Source organism: Novosphingobium sp. TCA1 (assembly GCF_009811895.1).
GTDB lineage: Bacteria > Pseudomonadota > Alphaproteobacteria > Sphingomonadales > Sphingomonadaceae > Novosphingobium > Novosphingobium panipatense_A.
The window spans coordinates 26965-42404 of the sequence record NZ_BLJH01000010.1; the positions used below are offsets into that span (position 1 = coordinate 26965).

Here is a 15440-nt window from a genome sequence, read left to right on the forward strand (position 1 = left end):
GGATGCAGCCGCGCCTCTGTCTGGAGGCGCGGCCGTTTCCGTCAGGCCTGCACCACCATCAGGGCATCGAGCGCCACCGCGCCTTCGCCCTGCGGATGCAGGATCACCGGGTTGAGGTCGATATCCGCCAGCGAGGGCTCCGCCACCAGCAGGGCGCCCACTTGCGCCACCAGCCGCGCCAGCGCCGCCACGTCAAGCGCGGGCGCGCCGCGATATCCGGCCAGAAGCGGCGCGCTTCTCAGCTGCATCAGTTCCGCCTCGATCTGTTCCAGCGACATGTCGGGCGTGAAAAGGCGGACGTCCTGAAGGATTTCCGCCGTCACCCCGCCGAACCCGGCCAGCATGACCGGCCCCCACTCGGGATCGTTGCGCCCCCCCACGATCATTTCCAGACCGCGCTGCCCCATCTTCTCGATCAGCACACCGTCAAGCACGAGCGCGGCGTCGTAGGCTGCGACATTGGCGTGAATGCGCGCCCATGCCTCGCGGACCGAGGCGGCATCGGCCAGGTTCAGGATGACCCCGCCCGCATCGCTCTTGTGCCCCAGCGCCGCAGCCTGCGCCTTCATCGCCACCGGATAGCCCAGGGCATCGGCAGCAGCGACCGCCTCTTCCCCGCTCCCGGCGAAGCGACCTGCCGGAAACGCGAAGCCCAGCGGGCGTAGCAGGTCCTTGGCCTGGTACTCGGCCACGACGCCCGCGTGAGCATCGAGCCCCGGCACCGGAGTCGCGGCGACGGGAGCCTCGGTGAGATCCCGCGCCGCAAGGCCCGCCAGCCGGGCCAGGGCGCGAAAGGCGCGCTCGGTGCTGGGAAAGCACGGTATGCCCCGTGCCCGCAGCGCTTCGACATGTTCGGGCGGAACAGGCGCGCCTTCGTCCAGCCCCGCATAGACCAGCGGCTTGTCGATGGTCCGCCCGTCCAGGGCCGCCAGGATCGCGGGGATCTTGATCGCACAGGTCACGGGATCGGTCTGGATGATTCCCGCGACCACGCCGCCGACACGCGGATCATCCAGCAGCGCGGCCAGGGTCTGCGTGTAGATTTCCGGCTGGCTCAGGCCCTGGGCGGTAATGTCCAGCGGATTGCTGACCGGAACGAAAGGCGGCAGGGCGGCACGCAGAGCTGGAGAATCGGCATCGTCCAGCCGTGCGAGCGCAATGCCCAGTTCTTCCGCCAGATCCAGCGTCAGCGCCTTGAACGCCCCGGATTCGCCCAATACCGCAAGTTCGGGATGGGCCAGCGCGGGCGCGCGCAGCAGGATTTCGGAAACGTCGCCCAGTTCCTCCAGGGTTTCGGCGAAGATCACGCCTGCCCGTTCCACCTTGCGGCGCATCAGCTTGTAGTCTCCGGCCATGGCGCCGGTATGGGTCGCGGCGGATTCGCGCGCGGCGCTGGATTTGCCGGGATGGAGCAGCACCACCGTCTTGCCCGCATCGCGCGCACGCCGCGCCGCCGCCAGGAAGCGCGCCGGGCGGCGGAACTGCTCGACGATCATCGCGATGACGCGGGTGTTCCCGTCCTCGACCAGCCAGTCGACATAATCCTCGACACCGCTTGCCGCCTCGTTGCCGGTGGAGACCGAGTAGCTGATCGCCAGATCGCGCGCCTGGAACGTGGTGCAGAGCACCGCCGCCATCGCGCCCGACTGCGAGACCACCGCCACGCCGGGCCGACCGGCCGGAGCCATGGTCTGCGTTTCGACGAACGTGAGCGGCACGCCGTCGACGTGATTGACCAGGCCCAGGCAGTTCGGCCCCTCGATGACCATGCCGTGCTCGGCGGCGATCCGGGCGATCTCGGCCTGCTGGGCCTTGCCCTCTTCGCCGCCTTCGGCAAATCCGGCGGAGAAGATGATCGCGCCGCCCGCCTTGCGCGCGGCCAGCCCACGCACCGCGTCGAGCACGCCTGCCTGCGGGATCGCCAGCACGGCCACGTCCACCCCTTCGGGCAGCGCCTCCACCGAGGGCAGGCAGGCCCGCCCGCCGATCGCATCCCGCTTGGGGTTGATCGGATAGATCTCCCCTGCGAAGCCGTTGCGATCGAGATTGCCCAGCACCGAGGCGCCGAGCGCGCCCGGCTTGTCGCTGGCGCCCACCACCGCGACGGAGCGCGGACGCAGCAGGCGCGCGACGGCCTCCCGGGACAGGGTTCTTTCAGTCATCGTTCTCTCCCCGTCTTCGCCTGTTAGCGCGATTTCTCGAGGTCGTAGGCACCAAGACCGGGCTTGAAGGTCTTGTCGTCGATGAACTGCCGGGTCGCTTCCTTGCGGCCTTCGGCATCGAAAAAGTTGGCGGCTTCCTGCGTGCGGACCAGATAGTCCATCGAATTGTCGAACGTCATCTCGCGCACCCGGCGTATCGCCCACTTGGTGCCGCGCAGCGCCACGGGGTTCTTGCCCAGGAGCACGGTGGCCACTTCGGTCACGCGTTCCTTCAGCTTTTCCGCCGGAACCGCTTCGTTGACGAGCCCCCATTCGGCGGCTTTCCGGCCGTCGACGTTCTCGCCCATCATCGCGTGATACATGGCATTGCGGAAGCCGGTCAGTTCGACGATGATCTTGCTGGCGCCGCCGCCGGGGAGAATGCCCCAGTTGATCTCGGACAGGCCGAACTGCGCATCTTCCGCCGCGATCGCCAGATCGCATCCGAACAGCGGGCCGTAAGCGCCGCCGAAGCACCAGCCGTTGACCATCGCGATCGTGGGCTTTTCATACCAGCGCAGGCGCTCCCACCAGCCATAGGCCTCGCGCTGCGCCTTGCGGACATGGCCAAGGCCCTTTTCCTCGTTCTCGCGGAAATATTCCTTGAGATCCATGCCTGCGGAGAAAGCCGTGCCCTCGCCGGTGAGCACCAGCACGCCCACGTCGTCGCGGAATTCCAGCTCGTCGAGCACTTCCTGCATGCGGCGGTTGAGGCTGGGGCTCATGCAGTTGCGCTTCTCGGGCCGGTTGAACGAGACCCAGGCGATGCGGTTTTCGACGGTGTAGGAAACGGTGTCGTGTTCGGTGCGCTCTTGCATGGCTATCCTCTTTGTTAGATTGCTGTGATTCATAACAAACAGATTGCTATGGTCAATAGCATTATTCGATGAGGGACCCGTGACCGATCTCCTTGCCCAACTCCCCGGATATGCCCTCAGGCGTGCCGCCAATGCCGTGATGGGCGAACTCGGCGACATTCTGGCAGAACACGGCTTCAGGATCACCGAAGCTGCGGTTCTCCTGCTGGTGCGCGACCGCGCCGACCTGACCAGCAGCCAGATCGGCAGGACGCTGGACATCCAGCGCGCCAACATGGTGCCGCTGCTGAACCGCCTGGAATCGGCAGGCTGGGTGCGCCGGGAGCCGCTGGACGGCAAGTCGATGGCGATCGTCCCCACCGCCGCCGGGGATGCCAAGATCGCGCAGCTCGGAACGCTGATCGAGCAATTCGAAACCGAGCTGCTCGACCGCATCCCGGCCGAGCACCGCGATCATCTCCTGCCCGCGCTCAACGCCATCTGGCGTTGATTTTCGAAAAATGCCCCATTGGGGGCATTTTGGCGGCACCGGCCCCCAACTCTCCTAGGCGCCCCCACCCGACCTCCCACAACAGTATATCCTGGATGGGAGGTCGGGTGGGGGCGTGGGCCGGTGCCGCAAGCCTTCGACGGATGTCGAAGGCGTACTAAACAAAGACTCTACCCGTGCCGCAGGCTCGTCACGGTTGTGACGAGCGCATCTGACAAAAACTCAGATCGGGAAATGGCCGGGCTGCGTCTCCATCGTGATCCAGCGCGTCTCGGTGAAGCTGTCGATGCCCTGCCTGCCGCCGAAACGGCCATAGCCCGAAGCGCCCACGCCGCCGAACGGCATCTGCGCCTCGTCATGGACGGTCGGGCCGTTGACGTGGCAGATGCCGGACCTGATCCGCCGCGCAACCCCCAGCCCGCGCGCCGTGTCGCGCGTGAAGACGGCGGCGGAGAGGCCGTATTCGCTGTCGTTGGCGATCTCCACGGCATGGTCCTCGTCGCGCGCACGGATCAGCGCCACGACCGGGCCGAAGCTCTCGTCGCGGTAGAGGTTCATCGCGGAGGTCACGCCTGCCACGACAGTGGCGGGCATCAGCACGCTCTCACCCATGCCGCCGGTCAGCAGTTGCGCGCCTTTCGCCAGGGCATCCTCGATCAGCGCGTTGACGTGGTCCACCGTCTTGCGATCTACGACGGCGCCCAGCGGCGTCTTGCCCTCGCGCGGATCGCCGGTCGCCATCGAGGCGACCTTGGCGGCGAATTTCTCGGCAAAGGCATCGGCGACCGCCTCGACCACGATGATCCGCTCGGTCGACATGCAGATCTGGCCCTGGTTCATGAACGCCCCGAACGCCGCGGCCTTCACCGCTTCGTCGAGATCCGCATCCTCCAGCACCACGAAGGGCGCCTTGCCGCCCAGTTCCAGCAGGCAGGGCTTCAGGTGACCGGCCGCACGCGTGGCGATGATCTTGCCCACCGCCGTCGAGCCGGTGAAATTGATGCGCTTCACTTCGGGCGCATCGATCAGCGCGCCGACCACATCCGCGGCATCCGCCGGAGCATTGGTGACGACATTGACGACGCCTTCGGGGAAGCCCGCCTCGGCGAAAGCCTCGATGATCAGCGCATGGGTGCGCGGGCACTGCTCGCTGGCCTTGAGGATGACGGCATTGCCGCAGGCCAGCGGCACGGCGATCGCGCGCACGCCCAGGATGATCGGCGCGTTCCACGGCGCGATGCCCAGGATCACGCCCACCGGCTCGCGGATCGACATGGCCAGGCAACCGGGCTTGTCCGAGGGGATCACCTCGCCCGCGATCTGCGTGGTCAGCGAAGCCGCCTCGCGCACGATGCCTGCCGCGAGATTGAGGTTGAACATGGCCCAGCCCGCAGTGGCGCCGATCTCGCCCATCATGGCTTCCACGAAGGCGTCCTTGCGCGATTCCAGCGCCTCTGCCGCACGCAGCAGGACCGCGCGGCGCGCGTTCGGTCCCTGAGCGGCCCAGGCGGGCTGGGCGGCACCGGCCAGGGCCGCGATCGCGGGCATTTGCGCGGCCGTCATGGCATCCGCGCTGGACGCGACATCGCCGGTCAGCGGATTGATGCGCTCGAACTTCATGACATGGAGTCTCCCAAAATTTCGCTATTTGCTATAGCATTATTTGCCGACAGGCAAGCGACAGATGAAGCTGGCCGCCTGGCGCGGATCGCCGGTGCCGCGGTAGTGGGCCGCCTGCGGATAGGGGCAAAGCGGGCGCGTCGCCGTGACCTTGCCGTTCTCGCGCCTTACCGAAAGGATGGAGCCCGGCGCTGTGCCCGTGTCCAGCCAGTGTTCCAGAGCGGACAGCATGTCATGCCCGGGCGCCCGGTCCAGCCCCTCGCCCCCGGTCGCGCCGAACAGGTCGGGACCGGCACCGCCGACGCAGTGATCCATGCCGGGCACCATGTAGAGGCGCAGGAAGCGGGAGACCTCGCCCATCCGCGCCCGGACCGCCTCGAAATAGCGCGTGGTCGATTGTGCCAGCACCAGGGGGTCGGCCCAGCCCTGATAGAGCAGCAACTTGCCGCCACGGGCGCGGAATGCGGAAAGATCGGGATCGTCGGCGTGGAGGTTCATGACCCGGTCGATCGCGGGAAGATCATCGGCAATGCGGAAATCGGCGGCGTTCCAGTTCGGATCGCGGTGGACGCCGTCCCCGAACAGCGAGACGGCAAGATAGGGCGGGCCGGGTGTGAAAGGCTCCGGCAGCGGCGTGGCGCTGACCGGCACGCCCGGGAGAATGCCGGTATCGATGGGCTTCCCGTGCTCGTCGTGGAGCGGCGCATAGATCCGCCGTGCCAGATCCACTTGCGGAGCGCTCAGACACGGCCTCGTGGATCCGGGCTTGCAGAGCAGTTCGCCCACATCGAAGCGGCAGGCGGCGGGATTGGCGACGAGGCCGTCCTGCACGCCGTCGTCGCCATCGCATTTCGCCGTCCCGCTGCGGGCTACCAGCGTCCAGTCGGCGGCGGACATGAGCCCGGCATGGCGGCGGTGCAGGATCATCTCCCACATGCGCCGGGCGCTCATCTGCGGCGTGTTGACGCCGGGCGCACCGGCGAGAATGCCGTCATAGTCCCCCGGATAGCGCTGCGCCTCGGTCATCGCCTGACGGCCGCCGCCCGAGCAGCCGGAGAAGATCGCCCGCCTTACCGGCCTGCCATAGAACCCGGCGATCGCCGCCTTGGCCTTGACCGCCAGCAGGTGGTTGGCCCGCTCGGCATAGTTCACCGCGCGCTGCGGATCGCCCAGAAGCCAGTGCGGATCGCTCGCCTTGTGCCCGGTGTCGGTGCTGGCGCCCGCGTACCCGCGCGAGACGCCGCGCGCCAGTTCGCGGTAGTTGAAGCTACCCGCCTGCCCGCCGACACCGCCGGTCAGCAGGTGCCCGTTCCATTCCTTTTCCAGCGGCAGCCATAGCTCGAAGCCGATCTCCTTTTCGATGACGCCTTCGATCCGGCAAAAGCCGACCTCGACTTTACCCGCGCGGGCATCGGGAGCGGCAAAGCCGCTTCCTGCCGCCACCGGCGTGGCCTTGACGATGCGAAGGTCCGGTACGGCGATCCCTGCCACACCGTCGCAGAGAGCTGCCCCGCTACCGCCTCCTGCTGCCAGCGAAAGCGCCGCAAGCAGCGCCGACAGCGGCACTTCAGCTTCCGCTCGCGGGGATCACCGGCAGGGCCACCGAAGAGGCATGTGCCCGGTCGAAATAGACGGTGATGCGCGGCGGCGTGGCCATGTCCCGCGCCCGTTCGCGGTGGTCCGATCCGGTCACGGTGATCTGCATCCGGTGACCTTTCCTGAACACCCAGGACGTCGGCATCATGTCGAAGTGCAGCCGCACCGCCTCCTCCGCCTTCAGCGGCTGCGCGTCCTCCTTGTAGGCACGGTGCCACGGCACGCCGGCAGGCATGGCCCAAGGCGCCTGCGCCTCCTTGCGCAGGGAAGCCTTGAGGCGCCCTTCCGTCACCACATGAACCGTGCCGTCGGGGCTGACGTCTTCCAGGTAGGCGAAGACATTGGCGTCCGGCTGGTCGGCGGAAATCCACAAGTCGGCAAGGGCATTGCCGGTTACTTCAGTATCGGCCGCCAGCACCGCGCCGGCCATGCTGACCCCGTTCCCCGCGACATGGCAGGGCTGCACTTGCGAACCGGAACCTGCATCGGGGCATTTGACATCGTAGTTCGCGGTAAAGGTCAGAGGCTTGCCGCGCCCTGCCTTGTCGGCAAGCCGGGCGCCGTCGAGGTACAGCGTGCGCATCCGCGTCTTCTTCAGCGGCCAGTCGGCGGTCGCGCGCCACTCCGTTCCGGGCGCCGCGTTGACCGTGAAGTAGTGGATCGGCGCATCGTTCTGCACCCCGGTATCGATGCCCTTCAGGTAGCGGTCGTAGAAGCGGTGCATCTCTTCCAGCAGCGCGAATCCATCGCTGTTGCAATGCTTCCACGGCCCGATGACCACGCGCGATCCGGGGATATTGGCATGGGCGATGAAGGCCTGGTCGCGCAGTTCGTCGTTCCAGCCGCCCTGGATGTAGAGCGGCACACCGCCCAGGCGTATCTGGTCGGCATAGCTGGAGGCGCTGCCTTCCGCCCAGAACCGGCTGGCTACCAGCGCCGACCAGCTGTCGCGATAGGGAAGCTGCTTCCACATATCGTAGAGCGGCGTGGAAAGCTGGTGCTCCTCGGCGGCGCGGCGCAGGATCACCTTGCTTTCGTCCCCATCGACCGGGGAGACTTTCATGTCGTCCTCCACCGTGCGGGTCGGCCCCGTTCCCCACTGCGCGAAGATGCCGCCGCGCCGGAAGGCATCGTACTTGACCCAGGAAAAGCATCCCGCGAAGACCGCCTTCAGTGCGGGTGGGCGCATCGTCATGACATGCATCGCCGCATCGCCGGTGTTGGAGCAACCGTAGACGCCGACCTTTCCGTCCGACCACGGCTGTGACGCCAGCCACTGCGTCATGTCGAAAGCGTCCTGCGCCTCGTTGCGATCGTGATAGCCCCGGCGGACGCCGGTGGACTGGCCGTTGCCGCGCCGCGCCACCTGCACCACGACATAGCCGTAGCGCGTCAGTTCCTGGATGCGGCGATAGTCGCTCACCCGTTCCCCGGCGCCGTCTGCGGTCTGCTGCGAGATCGACAGGGTGTGGTGCCAGATCACCGGGAAGCGGCCTTCCACCGGCTTCCCGTCCCGGGCCGGACGATCGACACGGATCGCCAGTTCCACCCCGTCGCGCATCTCGACATAGCGCGAGGCGGACACCATGCCGTCATAGCTGGCGGCAGGCTGGTAATGACCGAAACTGCTCGGCGCGGCGGCTCCGGCATGGGCCGTCGCGCTGGTCAGGGAGGCGGCCAGAAGAGAGGCCGGAAGGAGAGTGGCGGAAAGCGGCTTCATCATGGGAGGCGTACCCTTGGATCGGAGAAAGTCCGGCGGCAGAAGGATCAGTTCGGTGCGAATTGCGCCTCTGCATCGCGGCGCGCCTTGGCCTTCAGCACCGCCCCGTCCTCCGGCAGGAGCCAGCGCCCGGCAACCATGGCGTCGACCTCGGCATCGTAGCGCTTCGTGAACGAGCCGATCGTGCCGTAGCGCGCCTTCAGCGCGGCACGGTCGAGATTGGTGCGCACGAAGATCGGCCGCCCCTTGGCAGGCGTACAGGCCGGAAGGTCGGTGCCCTTGTAGGGGCCATAGGAGGCCAGCGGCACCTTGAACTCGGCCACCGGCAGGCCGCCGACCGGATTGCCGGTGGCATCGCGGCGGATCCTGTCGCCGTCCCAGGCCAGCAGGGGCGCATGCGGCGGCGCGGTGCCTCGCTCGGCCCAGCGGCGCAAGTTGTCCAGCGCGGCACGCGCCAGCGCGCCGTGGGGAACGTCGCTGATCGGCAGGGGACAGCTGTTAAGCGCATCCTCTCCCTTCACGCCCGCCAGCGGATAGCCTTTGGCAGCCAGCTGGACGAAGTTCGGGCGCTTTTCTCGCGGCGGATTGCCGTCGATCATGCTGGCGCTGTGGACCACGGCGCCAAGCTGGTAGATCCGGTGTGCGCCCACTGCGGCATCGCTGTCCGGTGTCTGCGGTCCGGGGCCGGTGCCGACCTCGAACTCGGACATGAATTCGATCACTGGCACGTCGATCGGTTTCAGCGTGCGGCGCGGATCGTCGTTGCGGGTCTGCGCTTCCTCGCTGTTGAGCGGAATGTAGCCACCGCCGTTCCAGCGCGAGGAAATGCCGATCAGATATCCGTCGAACACCGGCTTCCCGTTCGGCAGGCGCGCGCGGTCGTGAAAGCCTTCGTTGATGAAAGTGCGCTGCACGCTGCCGGTGAACGACCAGCCGCCGACCAGCATGCGCCGCACCCTGAGGCCGCGCAGTGGATTTTCCGGCCTGTCGCTGCGCAGCAGGGCGCCGATGTCCGCCATGACCTGATAGCGGATGCCGTCTTCCTGAGGCCACCGGATCGCGCCGTAGCGCTGCGGCTCGAACCACTGGAGCACCTGGCTCTGCGCGGTCGGCACCGGCCCCCTGGCCGAGATCGCGCGAGACGGCGCATCGTCTCCCAGCCCGACCGCGACATAGATGTCGCCATGCGCCAACATGTAGCCCGACATCGCTACCCAGTGGGACGTCCCGCCTTGCGAGGGATGGATCGGCTCAAAATGAACCACGCCGCTGAACTTCGCCGCATCCTTTGGCCTACGCACGATGATGCGGGTGCCATAAGGTACGTCGCCGGCCAGCACCGCAAGCGCGCCCGAGGCATCGCGCCGATAGGCGTCGGCGGTTCCGTGGAGGAAGTATTCCTCCTCCACGTAGCCTTTCGCCGCCAGATCGACCGTCGGCAATGCGCCGGGAACCCATGCGGTGTTCTAGACCTGGCTTTCGGCGGTGACCGGGACCGGGCCGTCCACTTTGTCGACCCCCGCGAGCGCCGGTGCCGAGATGGCGAGCGCCATGATGCAAGCCGCCGCGCGCATCAGAACGTCTTGCTCAGGGAAACCGAGATCATGCGGCCGATCGCATTGGTGGTCTGCGGATCGAACCCGCCGCCGCCGCCGTTCGAGGTGGGCGCAAGGTCGACGAAGGGCGGATCGCGGTCGAACAGGTTCTGCACGTCGAGGCCGATCCTGACCCCCTCGGTTCCAGGAATGCCGGTTCCTTCCAGATCGTAGGCCAGGCGCAGGTCCACGGTGGTGTAGGACTTGATGTGCTCGACCGGGGCCACGTAAGTATTGTTGTAGCCGTTCTGCCAGGCAACGACGAGGCTGCCGTCGAACCCGCCCTTCGACCAGCCGACGATTCCGCGCGCGCGCCACTTCAGCGGATAGTCGATATTGTTCGCCTGATCGATGATCGGGCTGTCGGGGGTGATGCCGACCTTGTAGGTGAAGAAGTGCGTGCCCCGCAGCGAGAAGCGGAATTCCCCGGCATCGGCCGTCTCGAACGGCACGGCAAGGCCGAAGTCGAGACCTCTGGTGATCGTTGTGCCCAGGTTGCTCGGGCGGCCGTCGATGAAGACGTCGGCGGCCAAAGCATTGGCGGGCGTGCCGCCGTTCACCGTCAGGCCCGAAGCGATCAGCGCCGCCGTACGTTCCTTGGCAGGCAGGCCACGCGTGATGATCGAGCTATAGAGATCTTCCTGCCGCAGCACGTTCAGGTTCGACAGATAGCCGTTGATCTGTCCTTTGTAGACCACGTCGAAATAGTTCAGGCTGAGCTGCGCGCGGGGCAGGAAGGCGGGGGAATATTCGCCGCCGAACGACCAGGTGCGCGCCGTTTCCGGCTTGAGATCGAGATTGCCGCCTGAAAGCGCGACGCCCTGCACCGTCGTCCCCACCGTGGGATCGTAGTAGTTCTGGATATAGAGCTGGGAACCGCCCGCGCTGACGAGCTGGGTCAGCAGCGGCGCGCGGAAGGATTCGCCGTAGCTGCCGTGCAGCTTGAGATCGGCCACCGGCTCCCAGTTCACGCCGATCTTGGGATTCTTGGTGGTGCCGACGTCGCTATACTTGTCGATACGCCCGGCCACGTCGAGTTGCAGGCTGTGGAAGCCGGGGATCGCATTGCCGGGGCCGAAGATCGGCACCAGCACTTCGGCATAGGCGGACTTCACGTTGCGCGAAAGGCGGATGTCGGTGCCCGTCTGCGCTTCCCGCCGTCCGCGCAGCTGGCCGGTGCGCAAGTTCAGCTTGTAGTATTCGACGCCCACAGCCAGCTTCACGTCGCCACCGGGCAGCGAAATCAGAGTGCCGTCCACTTTCGCCTCGGCCGCCTTCATGCGGCTGATGCCCTGGGTGGTGCTGACATTGTTCATGATGCCCGCGATCACGTCCGGGTCGTTCACCGAAGTGCCGAGGGGTTGAAGGCGGTGGCCGGATTGCTGCTCCCCAGGGCGGCGGCAAGCGCGGCGGAATCGGTCTGGCTGCCCTGGGTGAAGACCCGGTCCTTGTTCCACCCGTAACTGCCGTAGACGTCGAGCTGCCAGTCGCCGAACAGGTCGGCATTGAAGCCCGCCGTGCCCTGGATGGTCTGGGAGGTGATGTCCGACGTCGAATAGGGGCCGTAGTCGTTGACGAAGGAATACTGCACCGTCTCGGTCAGGGGATTGGTGCCGGCCGGCGCGACGAAGAAGGCATTGCTGCGCGGGACGACAAGGTTCTGCGCCGCCACCTGCCCGCGCCGCACGGCATCGCGGCGGGAGGCGTAGACATCGGCATAGAAGCGGATGCCGTCCGTGATGTCCTGGTCGAAGTTGATCGTGCCCGCGTTGATCTCCTGCTGCGGCACCAGATCGATGGCTTTCAGGTTATCGCACTTGTTGACGGTGCCCGGCACGAGATTGCCCGGCGTCGCCCCGCCTTGCGGAATGGCATAGCTTCGCCCGCCCGTGACGATATTGCCCGGCGCGCACTGCGTCACGCGGTAGTCCGCGCCCCCGCGCGAGGTCAGATCCGCACCGTAGAAATCGCGGTCCCTGCCGCTCAGGTTGCTGCGGTAGGTATGCTGGAACGAGGCGGTGACCTGGCCCGTCGACCACTTGTGGCCGGCGATCATGCCGATCTGGCTTTCGAAATAGTGATCGGCAACGCCGTGCTGCACTTCGATCTGCGCGCCCTCGTAATTGCGGCGCAGGATCAGGTTGGCGACGCCCGCGACGGCATCGGAACCGTATACCGCCGAAGCGCCGTCCGCGATCACTTCCACGCGTTCCAGCGCCAGAGTCGGGATCGTGGAAGGATCGATCGTCGCGCCGGTCGTGCCCTGCGGCACCGCGCGGCGCCCGTTGATGAGCGTCAGCGTGGCGTAAGGGCCGATGCCGCGCAAGTTGATCGAGTTGCCGTAGACCACGTTCCCCGCGCCGCCCGCACCGCTGCGGCTGGTGTCGGAGACGCCGTAATTGGTGATCTGCGGCGTTTCCTGAAGCACCTTGATCGTCGTGGTCGCCGCCGATTGGTCGATTTCCGCCCGGCCCACGGCAACGAGCGGAGAGCCTACCGGCGCGGCGCCGCGAATGCTGGTGCCGGTGACGATGATCTCCTGGATGGTCGGCGATGCGCTCTCGTCGGCAGGGGGTTCGGATGCTGCCGGCGGGGCCTGCTCCGCGTCCTGGGCCAGGGCCGGGACGGGCGCCGCCGCCAACGCAAAGACCGCCATGGCAAGGCGGGAAACGGGGTGACGCAAGGTAATGCGCGACATCAATTGACCTCCCAACCCGGCGATGCCGGGCATTTATCGTTTCGGCGATCTCGCCGACGCGAAGGGAGCAACAGCAGGGTGCCCCGCAAGGGACACGATACGACCTCTCCACGCGTCGCAGCGGCGTTGTCGCCGTCCGCAGGCACTCCATGGCGCCATCGACAACGCTACTTTGCGACTCAATCGTAGAGATTGTCAACTATCTTTCGAATTGACGGTATTGTTTTTGTTTATAGCGATATTCCGGGCTCGTCGTAGGCCAGGTACATCCGGTCCAGCAACTCGCGCAGAAGCGCCAGTTCGGCCCGGGTCAGCTGATGCAGCACGGCATCCTCGGTCTCTGCCAGAATCGCGAAAAGTTCATCCAGGTAGGTCTGGCCCGCCTCGGTCACGAACAGGGCATGGCGGCGCCGATCGGTGGGCGAACGCTCTCGTACCGCCAGTTCGCGCTTCTCCAGCTCGTCGACGATCTGTACCGTGATCGACTTGTCGAGACCCACCGCTTTCGAGAGTTCGTTCTGGGATATCCCGGGATTCGCCGCCACGATGGAGAGCGAGGAAAACAGGCCCGAACGCATGTTGCGGTCCGCCGTTGCCGCCGCGAAATCGCGCGAAAGCTGATTCTGGATGCGCCGCAGGCGAAACCCGATGAACTCGTCGAGTCGGCCGAGCTTTATGCCCGAATCCGCTGCTTCCACCTCTTCCCGCTTGCTACCGCCGCGCTTCACCGTTCCGTCCCTGCCTCATTCATGTTTAGTGTAGTTGGCAGATAGTTTAATTTCTCTACCATCAAGCCAATCACGTTATTAGACGGTTGAAGCATGGGGCTGTCAATAAGACGGCCTTCAGGAGAGGAAGATGCAGAACGACCTGGATCCGGGCGGCGAATCGCCTCCGGCAAGCGGAGCGGACCCGGCGCCCCATGGCGAAGGCCTGCCATCCGGTGCCGAAACCGGCGCCACCCGCATCGCCTATTTCATCGGCGGGGCGGGCCTGTTCCTGGCCATGGCCACCGACACCATCGCCGTGATCGGGCGCCATACCGGCTTCACCCTGCTGGGCTCCATAGAAGTGGTCCAGACCTGCATCGTCCTCATCGCCTCTTCGGCCATGATCTTCGCCACGCTGAAAGGCTCGCACGCCGCCGTCCACATCCTGACCGAGCGGCTGAGCGCCCCCGTCGTCCAGCGGCTGGCGCGCATGGCTGCGGCGGCTTCCGCGCTGCTGTTCCTGGTCCTGGCGGCGGGCTGCCTCTGCCTGGTGGCCGATCTCTGGAACGGCCACGAAAGGACCGAACTCCTGCACATTCCCATCACCCCGCTGCGCCTGCTGCAGATCGCCGCGCTGCTCTTCGTCGCCCTGCTGTTCTCGCGCAACGCCCTTCGCCGGAGCGCGCAATGAGCCCGGAACTCGTCGGACTTTTCGGCATCGCCGCGCTGCTGGCCCTGCTGGCGGCAGGCGTGCCCATCGGTGTCGGGCTTGCCGGCGTCGGCCTGCTCGGCCTTGCCGTGCTGATCTCGCCCGAGGCGGCGGTGATCAAGGGCGGCGTGGTCGCCTTCGAAACGGTGATGAAGTATGAACTGGGCGTCCTGCCGCTGTTCCTGCTCATGGCGCACTTGTGCTTCGCGGCAGGGGCAAGTCGGGACTTCTTCGACGTCGCCGCGCGCTTCGTGGGTCACCGCCGCGGCGGTCTGGCGCTGGCATCCATCGCCGGATGCGCGGGCTTCGGGGCCATCAGCGGCTCCAGCCTCGCGACTGTCGCCACCGTGGGTGCGGCAGCCCTGCCGGAGATGCGCCGCGCCAAGTACCAGCCCGGCTTCGCGGCAGGCGCGCTGGCGGCGGGCGGTACGCTCGGTTCGCTGGTGCCGCCGTCGGGTGCCCTGATCGTGTTCGGCATCATCGCCGAACAGTCGATCGGCAAGCTCTTCGCCGCCTCGATCATTCCGGGCCTGACCCAGGCCCTGTTCTACATGGTCACCATCAGCGTGCTGTGCCACCTCAACCCCCTGCTCGGCCCCAAGTCCGAACGGGTGGGCTGGCGCGACCGGCTGCTCGGCATCGGCCGCATCATCGACGTGATCGCGCTAGTGGTCTTCGTCATCGGCGGGCTGATGATCGGCTGGTTCACGCCGACCGAGGCGGCCTCCGTCGGCGTGGTCGCGGCGCTGGGCCTCTGCGGCCTGCGCGGCGCCTTCAACCGCGAGGCGATCGGCGGCGCCGTGGCATCGACGCTGCGCACCTCCGGCATGATCTACGTCGTCATCATCGGCGCCATTCTTTTCGCCACCTTCATCAGCGTCACCGGCATCGCCGACGTCATGTCCGCCTGGGTGCGCGACATGCATGCCAGCCCGGTGCTTGCAATCATCGCCATGGCCCTGCTGCTCCTGCTGCTCGGCTCGTTCCTGGACGGCCTGGCACTGATGCTGCTGACCACGCCGATCTTCCTGCCGATCGCACAGGAACTGGGCTACAGCGCGATCTGGTTCGGCATCTTCCTGACCCGCACCATGGAAATCGGCTTCGTTCACCCACCGCTCGGGCTGAACGTATACGTCATCCAGGGCATCGCCAAGGACATCCCGCTTTCCGCGATCTTCCGGGGCATCATCCCCTTCCTGCTCGCGGACTTCCTCCACCTCGCCCTGATCATCGCGGTCCCCGCGCTGACCCTGTGGCTGCCCAGCGTGACGGGAGGCTGA

The 15440-nt window shown here is 66.6% G+C and carries 12 protein-coding genes; 3 read left to right on the forward strand and 9 right to left on the reverse strand.

Features of this window, described 5'->3' with window-relative positions:
- Positions 1-41: 41 nt before the first annotated feature.
- Complete coding sequence (locus NTCA1_RS13225; RefSeq protein WP_133084637.1) at positions 42-2162, reverse strand: acetate--CoA ligase family protein; 2121 nt, start codon at positions 2160-2162, stop codon at positions 42-44.
- 23 nt (positions 2163-2185) lie between these two features.
- Complete coding sequence (locus NTCA1_RS13230; protein ID WP_133084638.1) at positions 2186-3019, reverse strand: p-hydroxycinnamoyl CoA hydratase/lyase; 834 nt, start codon at positions 3017-3019, stop codon at positions 2186-2188.
- A gap of 79 nt (positions 3020-3098) precedes the next feature.
- Here NTCA1_RS13230 and NTCA1_RS13235 point away from each other — a divergent pair, with 79 nt between their 5' ends.
- Positions 3099-3509: a MarR family winged helix-turn-helix transcriptional regulator gene (locus NTCA1_RS13235; RefSeq protein ID WP_133084639.1), complete on the forward strand. Its 411-nt coding sequence runs from the start codon at positions 3099-3101 to the stop codon at positions 3507-3509.
- A 222-nt stretch (positions 3510-3731) separates the two neighbouring features.
- Here the strand turns inward: NTCA1_RS13235 and NTCA1_RS13240 are convergent, their stop codons facing one another.
- From NTCA1_RS13240 to NTCA1_RS13270, 7 genes are all read right to left on the reverse strand, one after another.
- Entirely contained in the window at positions 3732-5129 is a 1398-nt protein-coding gene (locus tag NTCA1_RS13240) for an aldehyde dehydrogenase (protein ID WP_133084640.1), read from the reverse strand.
- A gap of 39 nt (positions 5130-5168) precedes the next feature.
- Complete coding sequence (locus NTCA1_RS13245) at positions 5169-6695, reverse strand: tannase/feruloyl esterase family alpha/beta hydrolase (RefSeq protein ID WP_133084641.1); 1527 nt, start codon at positions 6693-6695, stop codon at positions 5169-5171.
- A gap of 1 nt (position 6696) precedes the next feature.
- The gene (locus NTCA1_RS13250; protein WP_236549309.1) at positions 6697-8448 is read right to left on the reverse strand and encodes a CocE/NonD family hydrolase; all 1752 of its coding nucleotides are present in this window, start codon (positions 8446-8448) and stop codon (positions 6697-6699) included.
- A gap of 44 nt (positions 8449-8492) precedes the next feature.
- Positions 8493-9887, reverse strand: a complete 1395-nt coding sequence (locus tag NTCA1_RS13255; RefSeq protein ID WP_133084642.1) for an alpha/beta hydrolase domain-containing protein — start codon at positions 9885-9887, stop codon at positions 8493-8495.
- A gap of 131 nt (positions 9888-10018) precedes the next feature.
- Positions 10019-11386, reverse strand: coding sequence for a TonB-dependent receptor (locus tag NTCA1_RS13260; RefSeq protein WP_133084643.1), 1368 nt, complete (start codon positions 11384-11386; stop codon positions 10019-10021).
- Positions 11383-12738, reverse strand: coding sequence for a TonB-dependent receptor plug domain-containing protein (locus NTCA1_RS13265; RefSeq protein ID WP_133084644.1), 1356 nt, complete (start codon positions 12736-12738; stop codon positions 11383-11385). The genes NTCA1_RS13260 and NTCA1_RS13265 overlap by 4 nt, the downstream gene beginning before the upstream one ends.
- Before the next feature lie 230 nt (positions 12739-12968).
- On the reverse strand, positions 12969-13466 hold the full coding sequence (locus NTCA1_RS13270) for a MarR family winged helix-turn-helix transcriptional regulator (RefSeq protein WP_086492180.1): 498 nt from the start codon (positions 13464-13466) through the stop codon (positions 12969-12971).
- Between the two features lie 130 nt (positions 13467-13596).
- On the opposite strand from NTCA1_RS13270, the gene NTCA1_RS13275 reads away from it, so the two are divergent.
- Both NTCA1_RS13275 and NTCA1_RS13280 read left to right on the forward strand, forming a co-directional pair.
- Positions 13597-14139: a TRAP transporter small permease subunit gene (locus tag NTCA1_RS13275; RefSeq protein WP_133084645.1), complete on the forward strand. Its 543-nt coding sequence runs from the start codon at positions 13597-13599 to the stop codon at positions 14137-14139.
- Entirely contained in the window at positions 14136-15440 is a 1305-nt protein-coding gene (locus tag NTCA1_RS13280) for a TRAP transporter large permease (RefSeq protein ID WP_236549310.1), read from the forward strand. Before NTCA1_RS13275 ends, NTCA1_RS13280 begins: the two co-directional genes overlap by 4 nt.

Excerpts from the sequence above, each read along its gene's own strand:
- NTCA1_RS13225 (WP_133084637.1), bottom strand. The coding sequence starts at position 2,162 with ATGACTGAAAGAACCCTGTCCCGGGAGGCCGTCGCGCGCCTGCTGCGT.
- NTCA1_RS13240 (WP_133084640.1), bottom strand. The coding sequence starts at position 5,129 with ATGAAGTTCGAGCGCATCAATCCGCTGACCGGCGATGTCGCGTCCAGC.
- NTCA1_RS13275 (WP_133084645.1), top strand. The coding sequence starts at position 13,597 with ATGCAGAACGACCTGGATCCGGGCGGCGAATCGCCTCCGGCAAGCGGA.
- NTCA1_RS13250 (WP_236549309.1), bottom strand. The coding sequence starts at position 8,448 with ATGATGAAGCCGCTTTCCGCCACTCTCCTTCCGGCCTCTCTTCTGGCC.
- NTCA1_RS13280 (WP_236549310.1), top strand. The coding sequence starts at position 14,136 with ATGAGCCCGGAACTCGTCGGACTTTTCGGCATCGCCGCGCTGCTGGCC.
- NTCA1_RS13265 (WP_133084644.1), bottom strand. The coding sequence starts at position 12,738 with ATGTCGCGCATTACCTTGCGTCACCCCGTTTCCCGCCTTGCCATGGCG.
- NTCA1_RS13230 (WP_133084638.1), bottom strand. The coding sequence starts at position 3,019 with ATGCAAGAGCGCACCGAACACGACACCGTTTCCTACACCGTCGAAAAC.